Raw genomic sequence first — 16085 nt, 5'->3', positions numbered from 1 at the left:
TATCACCTCTTTATAAGAGTATGTAAAGGCTTTCTAAAAGTCAACATCTTTACAAGAAATAGGCAACATTTTTTATTTTTAAAAAACTGTAAGCGTTTTACAATGTGTGAGTACTAATTAATTTGATAAAGAGAGGATGTAGTAAAATGGCAACACATTCACGGGAACGATTAGGTTCTGTCGCATTGATGCTCATGACTTTTTCAGCGGTTTTTGCCTTTCCCAGCATTGTTAACAACAGTATTCAGATTGGCCTAGCAACTATTCCAGGCTATTTATTCGGCTCTATTTTTTACTTTTTACCATTTATTCTAATGATTGCAGAATTTGCTTCTGCTAATTCTGAAAATGAATCAGGTGTTCACAGTTGGTTGGAATCTGTGTTAGGACCTAAATGGGCATTTTTAGGCGCTTGGTCATATTTCTTTGTCAACTTGTTTTTCTTCTGTTCATTACTACCGAATACATTGATTTATGGTTCATACGCTTTTTTAGGTCAAAACGTTTTTCAAGGAAACCATAGTACTAAAATAATTGCAGTGATTTCTATCCTGTTATTTTGGTTAATGACATGGGTTTGTATTAAAGGGGTTTCGTGGATTTCGAAAGTGACTAGCTTAGCGGGTGGTGCTCGTTTATTTATGGGCGTAGCTTTTGTGGTTTTAGCCTTTGTCGTCGTGTTTGGTTTTGGCAATGAGCCAGCACAAGAGTTTACCACGACGTCAATTATGCCAACTTTTAATTGGACTTTTTTCATGACGATGGCGTGGATTTTACAAGCTGTTGGCGGTGGTGAAAGTATCGGTGTATATATTAAGGATGTTAAAGGCGGCAATAAAACGTTTGTCCGCACGATGATTGGTGCAACGATTGCGGTCGGTATCATGTATATTCTTGGTGCCGTTGCTGTAGGTTTGGTAGTGCCAACGGACGTCTTAAAAGGAAATTTTTCAAATGGTATTTTTGATATCTTTAAAATTTTAGGTACGTATTTCCATATTCCCGCAGCAATGATGGTGCGCTTAGTAGGAATTATCTTATTTGTCGGAAGTCTTGGTTCTTTGGCTCTGTGGACGGCAGCACCAGTTAAAGTATTTTTCTCAGAAATTCCTGATGGGGTCTTCGGTAAGTGGCTAGTGAAAACCAACGAAGAGGGAAATCCAACCAATGCTTTGTTAGTTCAAGGAATTATTGTGACGATTTTAGTTGCCATTCCAGCATTAGGAATTGGAAATATGGATAGCTTTTTAGAAACGTTAATTAATATGACAGCTTCTACGTCATTAGTGCCTGTCTTGTTTTTGTTAATCGCCTATATTGGGCTTCGTTGGAAAAAAGAAACAATGCCGAGAAGTTTCCGCTTTGGTAATCGAACCTTTGGCTTAATTGCGGGAATTTTCTTATTAGCCATTTTTATCTTTGTATTCTTTATGTCAACTGTGCCGGATCCAAAATTAATCATGGAAGAAATCAATGGCACGTTACCGAAAGGAACCGCTAGTCCACTGGGCATGTTGGCGTATAACATTATTGGGTTAATTGTCTTTATGGGCTTTGCTTGGATTTGTTGGAAACGATATGAAACAAAAGAAAAAAATGAAGTTGGTAAAGGAGAAATGGATTATGAAGACTTGGGAAAATTATAAAGTAGATAGTATCAATCGGTTGCCTGGACGAGCACATTTTTCGAGCTTTCCTTCGAAAGAAACAGCGTTATTAAATGAAAATAAATATACACAAGCATACAAAAATTTAAACGGATGCTGGCATTTTCTCTTTTTAGAAGCGCCAGAATACAGCCCAGAAAACTTTTTTGCGACGGACTTTGATACAAGCCAAATGGATCAAATCGCTGTTCCTGGAAATTGGCAAGTCCAAGGATATGGCAAAATGCATTACTCTGATTTATGGTACAATTTTCCCATTAATCCGCCGTATGTACCAACTGAAAACCCAACAGGTATTTACAAACGGACATTTGCTATAGATGAAACATTTCACGATAAAAAAATCATTTTACGTTTTTGTGGCGTAGATTCAGCTTATCATGTTTGGGTGAACGGCCATGAAGTTGGCTACAGTAAAGGTGCACGAAATGAAGCAGAATTTGACATTACGCCTTACGCTAAAATTGGTGAAAAAAATGATTTAACGGTGCGAGTCTATCAATGGTCAGATGGTACGTATTTAGAGGATCAAGATATGTGGTGGTTAAGTGGTATTTTTCGTGATGTTGAATTACTCGGTGTACCAGAAAATGGGCTGGAAGATTTCTTTATTATTTCCGATTTAGATGATTCGTATCAAAATGGCCACTTGGCAATTACGGGTAAATTTTGGCAAGACAAAGGACAACAAGTTCAATTGGAGTTGATGGATCAGCAGGGAAAAACGGTTCTTAAAGAGACTGTCGCAGGAAATCAAGGTACGGTTGAATTTTCAGCAAGTTTACCGTCTGTCACTGCTTGGTCAGCTGAAAAACCATACTTGTATCAACTATTTATCACTGTTTTTTCTGAAGGGGAAGTCGTCGAAGTTATTCCGCAAAAAGTTGGTTTCAGAAATATTCATGTATCTGGTGAGACTTTCTTAGTCAACGGTGTGGCCATTAAACTAAAAGGAATGAATCGTCATGATTATAATCCGAAAAATGGTCGAGTGGTTAGTCGTGAAGAAATTGAAAAAGATATTCGTTTAATGAAACAATTTAATATTAATGCCATTCGAACCAGTCATTATCCAGCATCTGCTTATTTCTATGATTTATGCGATGAATATGGAATGTATGTGATTGATGAAACTGATTTGGAATGTCATGGCTTTGAATTAACCGGAGAATATGATTGGATTAGCAACGATCCAGAATGGGAAACGGCTTATGTTTCTCGGATGGTACGGATGATTCAACGGGATAAAAACCATCCATCAATTCTCTTTTGGTCGTTAGGAAATGAATCTGCGTTTGGTCATAACTTTATTGAAATGGCCCGTATTGCCAAAGAAATGGATCCAACACGTTTGGTTCATTATGAAGGTGATTTTGAGGCAGAGGTCACGGATGTCTATTCTACAATGTATACGTGGTTGGAACACCCAACTAGAGAATTACTGATGAATACGATTATTGAAAATTCAAAAAAACCGCATATTTTATGTGAATATTGTCATGCGATGGGGAATGGCCCTGGGAATTTAAAAGAATACCAAGAGCTATTTTATGCTCATGATAAATTACAAGGTGGCTTTATTTGGGAATGGTTTGACCATGGCATTGAATCTGTAACAGATAATGGTGAAGTTTATTATCGTTATGGCGGCGATTTCGGCGATGATCCAAGTAACAAAGATTTTTGTATTGATGGGATGTTGATGCCTGACCGTACGCCATCTCCTAGCTTGTATGAATACAAAAAAGTCATTGAACCCATTACAACTAGCGCTATTGACGTTCTGTCAGGTGAATTCTCATTATTGAGTCGGTTTGACTTTGAAAACTTGGCTATCTTTAAGCTGGTTTATACAATTACTGAAGATCAAACAGTGATTCAATCAGGGACAGTAGCAGTGCCAGCAATTGCTGCTAGAGAAGAAGGAAGACTGCACTTACCTTATCATTTAGATTTTCCTAAAAAGGCAGGAGCCGCCTATTATTTAACTCTTTCATATCAATTGAAAGAAACGACTGCCTATGCATCTGCTGGTCATGAATTAGCTACCGCACAGTTTGAATTGCCAATTGCAACACCAGGGATTGAGATCACACCAGTTGGCTCGCTAATGGCAAAGGAAATTGGCCCTCATTTATACATTGAAGGACCAAACTTTTCAATTAATTTTGATAAAGTGAAGGGTGCCTTAACGAATGTGACACGAGATGGTAAAAAATTATTGCATAAAGGGCCGAAATTTACATTTTGGCGGGCACCGATCAGTAATGATATGGAAATTATTGATGAAATGAAGAAGAAATATTTCTTACATTTAGAGCATGAAATTGTCCGTTCTTTTGAGTGGAAAAAAGTTGATGATTTTATCCAAGTCATCGTAAAAACAATTAACGGAACGACTAACAGTGCTTGGCATTATCAATGTACCTATCAGTATTTAATTGCACCAAATGGCGAAATTTTCTTCGACTTAAAAGGTAGTCCTGCTGGTAAAATTGAAAATGCGCCAGATATGTTACCACGTTTGGGTGTGACTCTCCATTTAGACAAGTCTCTATCAGAAGTAAAATATTTCGGTAAAGGGCCGAGAGAAAACTATGTAGATTCACAAGAAGCTGGTTTACTTGGCGTTTATGATGCTACAGTGGCGGAAATGTTCACTAATTATGTTGTTCCACAAGCCAATGGTAACCACATGGCGACTAAATGGTCCGCATTCACGGATGATCGCGGCCAAGGGGTAGTAGCAACAGCGGCTGATTCATATAATTTTAGTGTTTCTTATTTTGAAGAACAAGCGCTAGATGTTGCTAAGCATACCAATGAATTACAAGAAAGTGAGTATGTTGTTTTAAATATCGATTACAAACAAAACGCCCTAGGTAGCTACTCTTGTGGCCAGTGGCAATTAGAAAAATACCGGACTACGTTTGAAGAATTCCAATTGGCATTCCGCTTAACACCTTTTAATAATAAAGAGATTCAAGCAGCGGATGTCGCACATGAACGAGTAAAACGACCAACAATTTCTTAAATAAAAGCTCAGAACAGTGCACTTCGGTCTCCTGTTCTGAGTTTTTTTAATGAAATTATCAGAAATTATTGCTTTTTTTCATGGAAACAAGCAAACTATTTTGTTATCTAATAAAAGTAGTCCATAATAGTAACATAGCGAATTATTCGCTAGATAAAGCATTTAGGAGGAATTATTTTATGCATACTTTATGGGTTTTAATCGTTGGTGCTGTTATCGGTGCTATCGCTGGCGCGCTTACAAGCAAAGGTCAATCAATGGGTTGGATTGCGAATATCGTTGCCGGTTTAGTTGGTTCATTTATCGGAGAAAAAATCTTAGGTAGCTGGGGTCCTCACGTAGCAGGTATGGCAATTGTGCCATCAATTATTGGGGCAGTAATTTTAGTTGCTGTGGTTTCATTCTTCTTCGGACGAAAAAATAGCTAATTAAGTAAATAATTGTTTAATTAGTTAAAGGCACCAAGTCTCACGAATTTCGTGAAACTTGGTGCCTTTTTTTATTTTCTCGTTAATTTTACGACAACTTCACAACGAGCGGTTTGTGGAAACATATCAACAGATTGTAAATAGTCTACTTGATATACTTTGGCTAATTGAACTAAATCACGTGCTAACGTGGATACATTACAAGAAATATACACCATTTTCTTAGGTGGTTGTTTCAAAAGGGCCGTTAATAATTTACGATCCAAACCAGTCCGTGGGGGATCAACTACAATGGCATCAGGTTTAAAGCCTTCTTTGAACCATTTAGGTAATAAGTCTTCAGCTGTTCCAACAGCATAATGTGTGTTCGTAACACCAAGTCGTTTTGCATTGAATCTAGCATCGTCAATTGCGGCGGGAATGGTATCCATACCACGAACTTGATACGCTTGTTTCGCTAAACTTAAGCCAATGGTCCCGACGCCACAATAAGCATCAACAACAGTTTCATTTGGTTGTAAATCTAAGGCCTTGATTCCTTCATTATATAAAATTTCCGTTTGTTCTGGATTCAATTGGAAAAATGCTCGCGGCGATAAATCAAAGACAACGTCGTTAATGTGTTCTTCAATGCTTTCTTTGCCCCATAAGTGAATGGTATCATCACCCATTACTAGAGAGGTTTTTTTATTTTGGACATTTTGCATAATAGAAACAACTTCTGGTAATTGTTCATTAATTGCGCGAACCATTTTTTCTTTTTGTGGAAATTTCTGCGATTGTGTAATGAACACTACTTGGACTTCGCCAGTTTGGATGCCCACTCGAACCATTAATGTTCGAAAGATACCACTATTTTTACGTTCATCATAAATTGGTAATTGAAAGTCATTCAATAAATCAACTAATGTATTCATCACCTTGGTTGTCGCAGGCTGTTGGACCAAACAGTTATCAATCGGTACTAATTGATGTGAATCAGCTTGATAGAGACCAGCTTCTACTTGGCCATCGATTTGGCGTAATTGGAATTGGGCTTTATTTCGATAATTCCAAGGATTCTCCATCCCAATTGTTTTTCGTAGTTCATAGTTTTGATAATTGGCTGGTTTAAATTTGTTAAGCGCCTGCTTTAATAAATCTTTTTTAAAGTCTAATTGTGCTTTGTAGGCTAAATGTTGTAGTTGGCAGCCGCCACATGTTTCATAGACAGGACAAGGAGGGACCACGCGATCTTTAGCAGCTTTTTTGACAGATTGAAGGGTTCCTTCAGCAAATTTTGGTGTAACATTTGTGATCGTGGCAGTCACTTCTTCTTTCGGTAGCGCCCCAGGAACGAAAATAATTAATTTTTTATAATAGCCGATACCTTCGCCATTAATTCCTAATCGTTTAATTTTTAAAGAAATTTGTTGGCCTTTTTTTACTAGTTGTTGGGTCATATTCTTTCATCCTTTAGTCATCTCACATTTTTCACTTCCTCCCATTTTAGCACATTTTTATTTATTTGGCTTCCAAGGATTCTATGGTATAGTAGAATATATGTTCTGATTTAGAGGGGCAGGAGAATAAGATGACAACAATCACACGAATTAGTAAAGATAAAGGTGAATTTTATCTACTTTGGCTATCTTCAGGCGAAAAACTGCGTGTCTCGGAAGATATTTTAGTACGGCAGCGTCTGCTAAAAGGCCAAGAGTTATCAGATACTTTAATAGAAGAAATAAAAAAAGCTAGTTCTTATGATGTCGGGTTACAAATGGCGATGAATTACTTAAGCTATCAATTACGTTCAAAGAAAGAAATTTTTACTTATTTAAAAGAGAAAGAAATTGTACCTGAAGATCGAGTAAAAATCGTTCAACATTTAGAAGAGCTGCGGTTGTTGGATGATGCAATTTTTAGTGAAAGTTACGTACGGACAGCTATGCGAACCAGTGATAAGGGACCACGAAATGTGGCACAACAATTAAAGCAAAAAGGCATTAGTGAAGAAGATATTCAGCATGGCTTGACCTTTTATACGTTAGATGAACAGCTTAATGTTGCCATAGCAACTGCAGAAAAGGCCATGAAACGCTATCGAACTAAAAGTTTTAAAGATGCACTACAGAAAACGCGTCTGCATCTGATGCAAAAGGGCTTTACAAATGAAATCATTGATCTAGCTTTGGAATCTTTAGCTTTTGAAAAGGACGAAGAACAAGAACAACAAGCGTTAAACAAGGAAGGCGAACGTTTATGGCGTGCCAATCAGCGATTTGATTTTTCTAAAAAAGTCCAAAAAGTCAAACAAAGCTTATTCCAAAAAGGGTTTGACTATGATTTGATTCAGCAATTTATTAGCGAAAAGGAAGTAGAACATGACGAATAAAGAGCCTTGGGAGGCGTGGAGTCCCGAAAAAGTTAGTTCATTCCAGGAAGATTTTTTAGCTTGGTATGAACGAGAAAAACGCAATTTACCTTGGCGAGCGAATACAGATGCATATCGTATTTGGATTTCTGAAATTATGCTACAACAAACTCGCGTAGATACAGTCATTGATTATTTTTATCGATTTATGGAATGGTTTCCGACGATTCAAGATTTAGCGGAAGCGCCAGATGATAAGTTGTTGAAAGCTTGGGAAGGGTTAGGCTACTATTCACGAGCGCGTAATTTAAAAGTGGCAGCGCAACAGATTGTTTCAGAATTTGGTGGGAAAATGCCTGACACAATCGAAGATATTCGGAGTTTAAAAGGAATCGGCCCCTATACGGCTGGTGCGATTGGCAGTATTGCCTTTAATCTCCCCGAACCAGCAATTGACGGTAACGTCATGCGGGTAGTGAGCCGTTTATTTGAAATTGATGCAGATATTGCAAAAGCGAGTAGTCGTAAAGTATTTGAAGCGGCGATGCTTAAAATCATCGATCGTGAGCGTCCAGGGGATTTTAATCAAGCCTTAATGGATCTAGGCTCAGCCGTCTGCACCCCAACTTCCCCTAAGTGTGAAAGTTGTCCGCTTCAGCAATATTGTGCGGCCTATCAGGCAGATAAAATGACCGCTTATCCAGTCAAATCAAAAAAAGTTAAGCCGAAAGATGTGTATTATGTCGGCACTATTATTGAAAATAAAAAGCAAGAATTTTTATTAGAACAACGCCCTGAAACCGGTTTGTTAGCCAATATGTGGCTGTTTCCGATTGAAGAAATTAGCAAAAAACAATTTCAACAATTGCAAAAACTGGCGCAACCAGCAGAAACGGAAAAACAATTAACTTTAGAGTTAGAGCCTGTAACAGAGCCTTTGGTCGCTGAAGAACCTGTCAATGTTTTTGCTGACTATGAAACAGTTGTCTGGCAAAAACGTGCCTTAGGCGAAGTCGTTCATATTTTCAGTCATTTAAAATGGCATATCTTAGTCTTTTATGGCCGAAATACAGGCGAATTAGCCACACTAGAGTCGCAGCGATGGGTGGCAGCACAACAATTTTCAGAGTATGTTTTTCCAAAACCACAGCAAAAAATGGTGGAATTGTTCAAAAAAGAACACAAAAATAAATAACAAAAAAGAGAGGCTTTTAAACAAACAAGCCCCTCTTTTTTGTTTCCTCTAGGTTATACCCCTATATAAATTCTGCTATGTTTAGTTTTGAAGGGGACTGGTAAGATAGACTTGTCTCTTGTCTGCTTAGAGGAGTAGTAATGATGGTGGAGACTTTTCAAGAGAGAGGAAGTACAGCCAATGAGTAGGAAGCGAAAAATCAGCTTAATTAGTTTAGTCATCATTTTGTTTTTTGTCACAGTCGGCTCAGCATACTTTGCTGTAGCGGGTAGCTATTTAAAGAAAACGATTGATAAAGGCTATGTCCCCATAAAAAATGATTATACTGAAGCGCAAAATAAAGATAGTCAATCGTTTTTGGTCATGGGTCTAGACAATACAATTGAACGGAAATTAGGCACAACTAGGACTGATGCTATGATGGTGATTACCGTGAATAACAAGACGAAGAAAATAACCTATTTAAGTTTGCCACGGGATAGTTTTGTTCAAATTGATGCGAAAAATTACCAAGGGATGCAGCGAATTGAAGCCGCCTATACCTACGATGGACCAACAGCTTCTGTTAACACAGTTGAGAAATTATTGAATATTCCAATCAATCATTACGTTGTGTTTAACTTTTTATCTTTTATTAAGTTAATTGATGCGGTTGGTGGCATAGATGTCAATGTCAAGCAGGCGTTTGATGGTGTCACCAAAGACGGGCCAGGATCCATTCATTTTGATGCAGGGAAACAGCATTTAGATGGTACGAAAGCTTTATCTTATGCCCGTGAAAGACATAGCGATAACGATATTATGCGTGGATTCCGACAACAAGAAATTATTCAAGCAGTTGAAGACAAGTTGAAATCTGGTCAATCAATCATGAAAATAATGGACATTATTGATTCGTTAAATGGAAACATTCAAACTGATGTGGATTCCAATGAATTGACTCATTTAGTCAAAGAAGGTTTGACTTGGACCAATTATGATAAACAACAGCTTTCTTTTGACTGGCGCACTTTTAGTAATGAAGGGCGCAGTATGGTTGAACTATATCCAGATAGTATTGAAAATGTCCGTCATCAATTACGTGTGTCTTTAAATTTAGAAAAGCCAGATGAACGAGATCAAGACGGCTATGTCTTCCATACGAACGGTGAATTTTTATATCAAAGTGATTATACCGTTCAAGATGAAGCAGCTGAGGAAAACGAAATGACTTCCATCAACGGCAATACGTATATTGGTGTTCCTGGCAATACACAGACTGGCCCGTTGCCATCAGTTAAAACGGAAAATGGCTTTATAAAATAATTTATTTTCCAAGTGTAGAAAATCCGAACATAACAGATTAAATAATCCGCTTACTTATTATTCTTCTAAGGAAAAAACGAAGGATTTTAGCAAGGAAACAGCGTATCATTTGATATAAACCCAACATTCCCTTTATAATGAAAGTAACAAGCAAATTTTTGTTACTTAGAAGGGGAAGGGAGCAAGGAGTTATGTTTAGTTATACAGATACCATTTTGTCAATTATGCAAAGAATTGAAGTATACAACGAAATTTTCAAAGCCATCTCTAAAGAAGTTCAAGAATACGGTTGTAATCAGGCTGCACATCGGAGAGGCCGTGACACTTATATGTTTTGCCGAAATAATGTGAATCGTTTTTTTACAGAAGAAATGATGTTTCGTAAAAATTTAGAGCCGTATTATGATAAAGAAGCAACGAAAATCTTGCTAGAAGGATTAGATACGTATAAAGAAGGAGTATTTTTCTGGTTAGAGGCATTAAGTGAATCTTGCCAAGTGACAGATGAATTGAAATATCAATTAGGAATCCGCCAAAAAGAATCCTCTTATTTATTAATTAATCAAGCTTGTAAAGAAGCCTGTGAGGGCATTCAAAGCGCTCATAGTGTTCATAAGATGTAAAAAGTTAGGGATAGCTGTCAATCTGGCAGTTATCCCTAACTTTTTTATTTCAATATCATCTGATAAGCATAACGTTCGCCATCGTTAACATCTAAAATCACGTCACCTTGATAAACAAAGCCAGCTTTTTTAATCAGGTGCTGCATAGCGAGATTTTGTGGATGTGTATCGATTCGAATATCAGTAGCACCTTGCAAACGAGCGGCTGTAACCAGTGAGCGCAAAAGCACCAAAGCCAGTCCTTGACCTTGAAAGGAACTTTTTAAAGCAACACGATGAATTGCCGTATACGTAGTTTGAGAATGAGGTTGCCAAGAACCATTAAAAATCGCTTCATAAGCAGGATCAATCTCCGAACATAAAACACCAACGCCTGCCAAGGTATCCTCAACCATTAAAATATAGCAAGTTTGCTGGTCGATATCTTTTGCTAAAATTTCTTGATTCGGGCCATCGCCGTTTTGCCATTGGGGAATGCCACTTTTTTGTAAGGTGCGGCGTCCATCTTCAATGATAGCAAGGATGTCAGGCAAATCAGAAGGTTCTGCTTTTCTTAAGTAAACAGTCAAAAAATATTCCCTCCTCTTAGAAACCTGTTGTTGTTTTCAATTGGTAAATTTTTGAAGGGCGGCCAATGCCAACGGGACGTTCACCTAACTCTTCAAAATATTGTGTCATGGCTTTTTTAAAATTTGAATGGTCAATGCTACGATAATCAACGCCGAGGAACTTCGCAAAAACTTTACGGGCTTCCGTAATGGTGAAATCTTTTCCTAAGACTTGAAGCACTTGCGGTTCATGTTCCATTTTATCAACAACACGATTAAACGCCTTAATTATAATTTCACTATGGTCGAAGGCTAATGTATCTTTACCAAGAGAGGCCGCTGTTTTCAAGTCTAAAGTAATTTCCACATCTTCATGAGATAACGTGATATGTTGACCATGCCGTTCAAGATTGAACCAGTGGACTTCTTTGGCATCGTCGCCAGCAATTAAAGGTTCTTCACCAATAAAAGCTAAATAGCTGACTGTCACGACCCAGCCACGAGGATCACGATCTGGGCGACTAAAGCTGTGTAATTGTTCAATATTTTCTTGAGAAATCACCACACCAGTTTCCTCTTTTGTTTCTCTTAAAACACTATCTTCAGTAGATTCGTTGCGATTAACAAAACCGCCAGGAAGCGCCCATGAGTTTCTAAAGGGGTGACCTTTACGTTGAATCAGTAAGACTTTCAATTGATCGGCTTCCTTGTTGTAACAAAGAAGAACCATATCAACGGTTAAAGAGGGTTTTTCATATTCAGGTAATTCTTGTTGATGATACCAAGTTAAAAACTCTGCTAAGCTAGCTTGGCGTTCATAATAATTTTTTTCTTCCGCTTTAGAAGCAAATTGTGGCACAATTGCTCCTCCTTTCAAAAAGAAACATGGTTTTCTTTTATTGTATCATTAAGTGGCTGAAATACAATATTCAAGCGTAAAAAGAAAAGCAAGCCTGGGACAAAAATCACTTTGGATTTTTGTCCCAGGCTTGTACTATAAGAAGTTTGTTCTAGACGTTATTTATTGTGTTAATTCTAATAATTTATTTTTCAAATCTTCTTCCATATGGCCAAGTTCTATTTCGGCAGCTTGGCGTTTTTCTTTTCCTTCTTGTTGAATACGTAATGTTTCTTGGATAGTTTCAATTAAATCATTTTGTGTTTTTTGTAATGTTTCAATATCGACTAGGCCACGTTCGTTTTCTTTTGCTGTTTCAATTGCAGAAATTTTTAGCATTTCTGAATTTTTCTTCAGTAAGTCATTGGTGGTTTCAGAGACTTGACGTTGAGCAGTCACAGCATCTTTTTGACGGAGTAAGGTTAAGGCGATGACTACTTGGTTTTTCCATAACGGAATCGCCGTATTCACCGATGATTGAATTTTCTCAGCCAAAGCTTGGTTAGTATTTTGGATTAAACGAATTTGTGGGGCTTGTTGAATCGTAATTTGACGAGCCAAGCGTAAATCATGGGTTCTTTTTTCTAAACGGTCTAGAAATTGGTTATAATCATTAACAATTTGGACATCCATTTGATCTCCAGATTCTTCCGCTTTTTTCATGGCTTCAGGGATAATTTGCGTCCGTAGTTCTTCTGCTTTTAATTCCCCAGCGGCAATATAGATGTTTAAGGCATCAAAATAATCTTTATTTTTTTGATACAATTGATCTAACATGGCATTATCTTTTAAAAGACCATCTTTTTCATGGGTTAATTTGACAGCAATTTTGTCAATTTGCGCACCAATTTTTTGATATTTGGCGGTAATTTCGTAAACGGATTGTTTGACTTTACCTAACATTTTTTGAATAAAGTTGCCTTCGCCAGCACGTAATTCATTGGGATTGGCTTCATTTAAACGAAACATTAAATCGGTCAGTGAATCACCAACAGGACCAATGTCTTGTGCTTGAACGTGGTTTAACATCGCTTGCGAAAATTCGCCGAGTTTGATTTGGGCATTTGAACCATAGGTAATTACTGCTTGTGAATCTTGGACGTCAATTTTTGAAGCTAACTCTTTTGCTTGGGCTTGACGTTCTTGTGGTAATTTATCAATTAAACGAGGAGCTGCTTGCTGTTCTTTTAACTCAGATAGTTCATTTTGTTGCGTTGGTGTTAGTTCATCCATTGATGAAAATGGATTACTTAATAAATCGTCCAATGTATTGGTTACAGATGTTGTTTCTTTGGGTTGTTGCTCAGTCATTTTTTTTCCTCCCTAATGATTATTGCTGGTCTTCGTTTACTTGAGGTGATTCCTCAGTTGCAGCTTTTTGCGACAAGCTGCTTTTAGCGATCGACATTTCGACATCTAAATCGTCTAAGTCATCGGAAACGATTTCCTCATAATCATTTTTAACTAATTTTGACAATTGGTCAATGATTTGTGCGCTTTCTTCTAATTTTTCATACGTTTGTTTGTTTTTTACTTCATGTTGTTCGATTTCTAAATGCTTACTTGTTAAGTCAACGATATTTGGTAAATGTGTATAGAGAAAGTGATTGGCTAAGTGTAACTTTTTAGGTTCTTTCACTAACTCTTTAAACAGAGCTTTAGAAACCTTCGTAGTATCATTACGTAAGTCAATCGCCCGTAATTTAGTTGAACGATTCATGTTTTCTTGTAATTGTATGATTTGTTTTTTGGCTGTGCTCATTGTACTTCTGAAAAAATCAATTTCTTGTGGAGATAACCCCAACTCACGATAATGGGCTTCTTTATCTTTTGTTAAGTAAGGCATTTGATCGCTCTTGTCGGCGGCATTTTTCTTTTTTCGATAGAGAACGAATCCTAAAAAGCCTACCAGAATCACAAAAGCGAAGAAGCCATATTCTCTAGCGACAGCAATGATTAAGGCTCCTAAAAGAATATAGCCAATCAGTAATTTTGTATTTAATTTGTTCATTTATATAGTTCCTCCTATCTATCTAATCCTCGAAAGAGTCAGCTCTCGTTACAATAGTTATTTTAGCATACTCTGTGAGAGAAAAGACATACAGCGGAAGATGTATTTTATGATTTAGTGAAATCCTAAGAAAAAAAGTATAAAACGCAAAAAAAGACCCGTCCTAATTGGGGGTAGGACGGGAAAGGAGTTAAAAATGAAAAAGTGTTTTGTTAGGGTTGTTTGTTGGTATGCTTAAATAATACAAGGAAGTTGTGAATTTTTTATGTCTATTTTTTTTCGAAAATGTAATTTTTTTCTAAAGCAATAAATTTTTTTCTTTGAAAAGGGTTTAACTAGAGAAGAAGGGGTGCGATTTTTATCATTTTAGGGTATGATAAACAAGAAAGGTTGGTGAAAGATATGTTAAATTATGAGGACTTCGAAGAAAAAACACTTCAACGTCGAGAAATTTTTAAAGGAAAGATTATTGATGTTTTTTTGGATGACGTGGCTTTACCGACAGGCGGCACTGCTAAACGCGAATTGGTTTTTCATTCAGGCGCAGTAGCTATGATTCCGTTAACCGCAGAAGGAAAAATCGTCTTAGTTAAACAATTTAGAAAACCCTTGGAACAAGTAATTTTAGAAATTCCGGCGGGAAAAATTGATCCTGGAGAAGAAAATCAACTGGAAACGACGGCTATGCGGGAATTAGAAGAAGAAACTGGGTATCGTGCAGGTCAGCTTACCTACATAAATTCAATGTATCTGTCACCAGGATTTGCTAATGAAAAATTGGCTCTCTATTTGGCAACGGATTTGCAGAAAGTCGAAAATCCGCGTCCTCAAGATGAAGATGAAATCTTGGAACTTTACGAGCTAACAATAGCTGAAGCCAAAGCAGAGGTGGCAAAAGGCACGATTTGTGATGCCAAAACACTTTTTGCTATACAATACTGGGAATTGTATTTACTGCAGAGACAGTTTAAGGAGGACACGCAATGAGCAAAGGTCCGTTAGTCACTCGGACAGAGCTTCGCAAACGCAGAGAAGCAGAAGAAAAAGAAGCGGAACGTCGTCAGCAAGAAGAGCAGAAGCTGGCGGAAAAAGCGTATAAGCGAAAAGAAAAAGAAATTTCGACGTTTTATCGTAAAGAAAAGAAAAAACAAAAACCAATCAACAAGTCACGAGTAGGAGAATACTCGAAGCGTCGAGAACGGAGTACTTGGTTAAACAAGGCAATTATTATTGTAGCGATTTTATTAGCCGTTGTGGCATATATCGTTTTGAATTTATAGAAAAGAGGAATCACTATGAAAATTGGAATTATTGGAGCAATGGATCAAGAGGTCAAAATTCTAAAAGAAAAATTGACAGACACAATGTCATGGGAACGAGCAGGCGCTTTATTTGTTTCTGGTTCGTTAGGAAGACATGAGGTGATTGTGGTTCGTTCAGGAATTGGTAAAGTGGCCTCAGCTGTGACCACGACTTTATTGATTCATCAATATGGCGTAAATATGGTGATTAATACAGGTTCTGCTGGTGGTATCGGTGAAGGACTAAAAGTTGGCGATTTAGTCATTGCAGACAAATTAGCTTACTTTGATGTTGATGTCACTGGTTTTGGTTATGCCTATGGACAATTGCCTGGTGGCGTGCCTTTGTATTTTGAAACAAGTGAATACTTGCGGATGGAAATTGCGAAAGCTGCTGAAAAAACTGGTTTAGCTATTCGTAAAGGATTGATTGTTACTGGAGATACTTTTGTGGATAGCGCTGAGAAAATCGCCAAAATTAAGAAAGAGTTTCCTGAAGCCTTAGCTTGTGAAATGGAAGGCGCAGCAATTGGCCAAGCGGCTTCACAGTTCAATATTCCATTCTTAGTTGTACGGGCAATGAGTGATACAGCAGATGGCGAAGCAACTCAAAGCTTTGACGAATTCATCGATGAAGCTGGGAAAAAATCAGCCGAAATGGTTATTCATTTTGTCGAAAACTTAGTTTAAAAAGAGAAAGAAACAGCCATCATTTCATCAAT

General features: G+C 37.4%; 15 protein-coding genes. 10 read left to right on the top strand and 5 right to left on the bottom strand.

Annotation, left to right across the window (positions count from 1 at the left end; translation table 11 throughout):
• Window positions 1-146: 146 nt before the first annotated feature.
• The 3 genes from IGL17_RS10590 to IGL17_RS10580 all read left to right on the top strand — a co-directional run bounded on the left by IGL17_RS10590 (window position 147) and on the right by IGL17_RS10580 (window position 5129).
• Complete coding sequence (locus IGL17_RS10590) at window positions 147-1646, top strand: amino acid permease (protein WP_002359464.1); 1500 nt, start codon at window positions 147-149, stop codon at window positions 1644-1646.
• A complete protein-coding gene (gene ebgA / locus IGL17_RS10585) occupies window positions 1579-4701 on the top strand; it encodes a beta-galactosidase subunit alpha (protein ID WP_016618098.1) in 3123 nt (1040 codons plus the stop codon). The genes IGL17_RS10590 and ebgA overlap by 68 nt, the downstream gene beginning before the upstream one ends.
• 179 nt (window positions 4702-4880) lie before the next feature.
• Window positions 4881-5129, top strand: coding sequence for a GlsB/YeaQ/YmgE family stress response membrane protein (locus tag IGL17_RS10580; RefSeq protein ID WP_002356434.1), 249 nt, complete (start codon window positions 4881-4883; stop codon window positions 5127-5129).
• A gap of 71 nt (window positions 5130-5200) precedes the next feature.
• Here IGL17_RS10580 and rlmD read toward each other — a convergent pair whose 3' ends face one another.
• The gene (gene rlmD / locus IGL17_RS10575) at window positions 5201-6571 is read right to left on the bottom strand and encodes a 23S rRNA (uracil(1939)-C(5))-methyltransferase RlmD (protein WP_016618099.1); all 1371 of its coding nucleotides are present in this window, start codon (window positions 6569-6571) and stop codon (window positions 5201-5203) included.
• A gap of 131 nt (window positions 6572-6702) precedes the next feature.
• Between rlmD and recX the strand changes: the two genes are divergently transcribed.
• From recX to IGL17_RS10555, 4 genes are all read left to right on the top strand, one after another.
• The gene (gene recX / locus IGL17_RS10570) at window positions 6703-7503 is read left to right on the top strand and encodes a recombination regulator RecX (protein ID WP_016618100.1); all 801 of its coding nucleotides are present in this window, start codon (window positions 6703-6705) and stop codon (window positions 7501-7503) included.
• Window positions 7493-8677: an A/G-specific adenine glycosylase gene (gene mutY / locus IGL17_RS10565; RefSeq protein ID WP_016618101.1), complete on the top strand. Its 1185-nt coding sequence runs from the start codon at window positions 7493-7495 to the stop codon at window positions 8675-8677. Before recX ends, mutY begins: the two co-directional genes overlap by 11 nt.
• Window positions 8678-8857: 180 nt before the next feature.
• Complete coding sequence (locus IGL17_RS10560; RefSeq protein WP_002368824.1) at window positions 8858-9982, top strand: LCP family protein; 1125 nt, start codon at window positions 8858-8860, stop codon at window positions 9980-9982.
• Between the two features lie 137 nt (window positions 9983-10119).
• Entirely contained in the window at window positions 10120-10605 is a 486-nt protein-coding gene (locus IGL17_RS10555) for a hypothetical protein (protein ID WP_002356444.1), read from the top strand.
• Window positions 10606-10649: 44 nt separating this feature from the next.
• Here the strand turns inward: IGL17_RS10555 and IGL17_RS10550 are convergent, their stop codons facing one another.
• The 4 genes from IGL17_RS10550 to IGL17_RS10535 all read right to left on the bottom strand — a co-directional run bounded on the left by IGL17_RS10550 (window position 10650) and on the right by IGL17_RS10535 (window position 14062).
• Window positions 10650-11174, bottom strand: coding sequence for a GNAT family N-acetyltransferase (locus IGL17_RS10550; RefSeq protein WP_002356445.1), 525 nt, complete (start codon window positions 11172-11174; stop codon window positions 10650-10652).
• Between the two features lie 16 nt (window positions 11175-11190).
• Window positions 11191-12030, bottom strand: coding sequence for an NUDIX domain-containing protein (locus IGL17_RS10545; protein WP_002384084.1), 840 nt, complete (start codon window positions 12028-12030; stop codon window positions 11191-11193).
• A gap of 144 nt (window positions 12031-12174) precedes the next feature.
• Window positions 12175-13362: a toxic anion resistance protein gene (locus tag IGL17_RS10540; protein WP_002356447.1), complete on the bottom strand. Its 1188-nt coding sequence runs from the start codon at window positions 13360-13362 to the stop codon at window positions 12175-12177.
• A 19-nt stretch (window positions 13363-13381) separates the two neighbouring features.
• Window positions 13382-14062, bottom strand: coding sequence for a 5-bromo-4-chloroindolyl phosphate hydrolysis family protein (locus tag IGL17_RS10535; protein ID WP_010713149.1), 681 nt, complete (start codon window positions 14060-14062; stop codon window positions 13382-13384).
• Window positions 14063-14464: 402 nt separating this feature from the next.
• On the opposite strand from IGL17_RS10535, the gene IGL17_RS10530 reads away from it, so the two are divergent.
• Genes IGL17_RS10530 through IGL17_RS10520 form a run of 3 tightly spaced genes read left to right on the top strand, consistent with a single transcriptional unit; the run spans window position 14465 to window position 16053 of the window.
• Window positions 14465-15049: an NUDIX hydrolase gene (locus IGL17_RS10530; protein WP_002356449.1), complete on the top strand. Its 585-nt coding sequence runs from the start codon at window positions 14465-14467 to the stop codon at window positions 15047-15049.
• Window positions 15046-15342: a cell wall synthase accessory phosphoprotein MacP gene (macP, locus tag IGL17_RS10525; RefSeq protein ID WP_002356451.1), complete on the top strand. Its 297-nt coding sequence runs from the start codon at window positions 15046-15048 to the stop codon at window positions 15340-15342. The genes IGL17_RS10530 and macP overlap by 4 nt, the downstream gene beginning before the upstream one ends.
• Before the next feature lie 15 nt (window positions 15343-15357).
• Window positions 15358-16053 carry a 5'-methylthioadenosine/adenosylhomocysteine nucleosidase gene (locus IGL17_RS10520; RefSeq protein ID WP_002356454.1) on the top strand — a complete coding sequence of 232 codons (696 nt, stop codon included), beginning with the start codon at window positions 15358-15360 and terminating at the stop codon, window positions 16051-16053.
• Window positions 16054-16085: the final 32 nt, after the last annotated feature.

The organism is Enterococcus sp. AZ088, from assembly GCF_051714845.1.
Lineage (GTDB): Bacteria > Bacillota > Bacilli > Lactobacillales > Enterococcaceae > Enterococcus > Enterococcus faecalis.
Note: the sequence above shows the minus strand (reverse complement) of the source record. Positions and strands in the feature narration are given on the sequence as shown.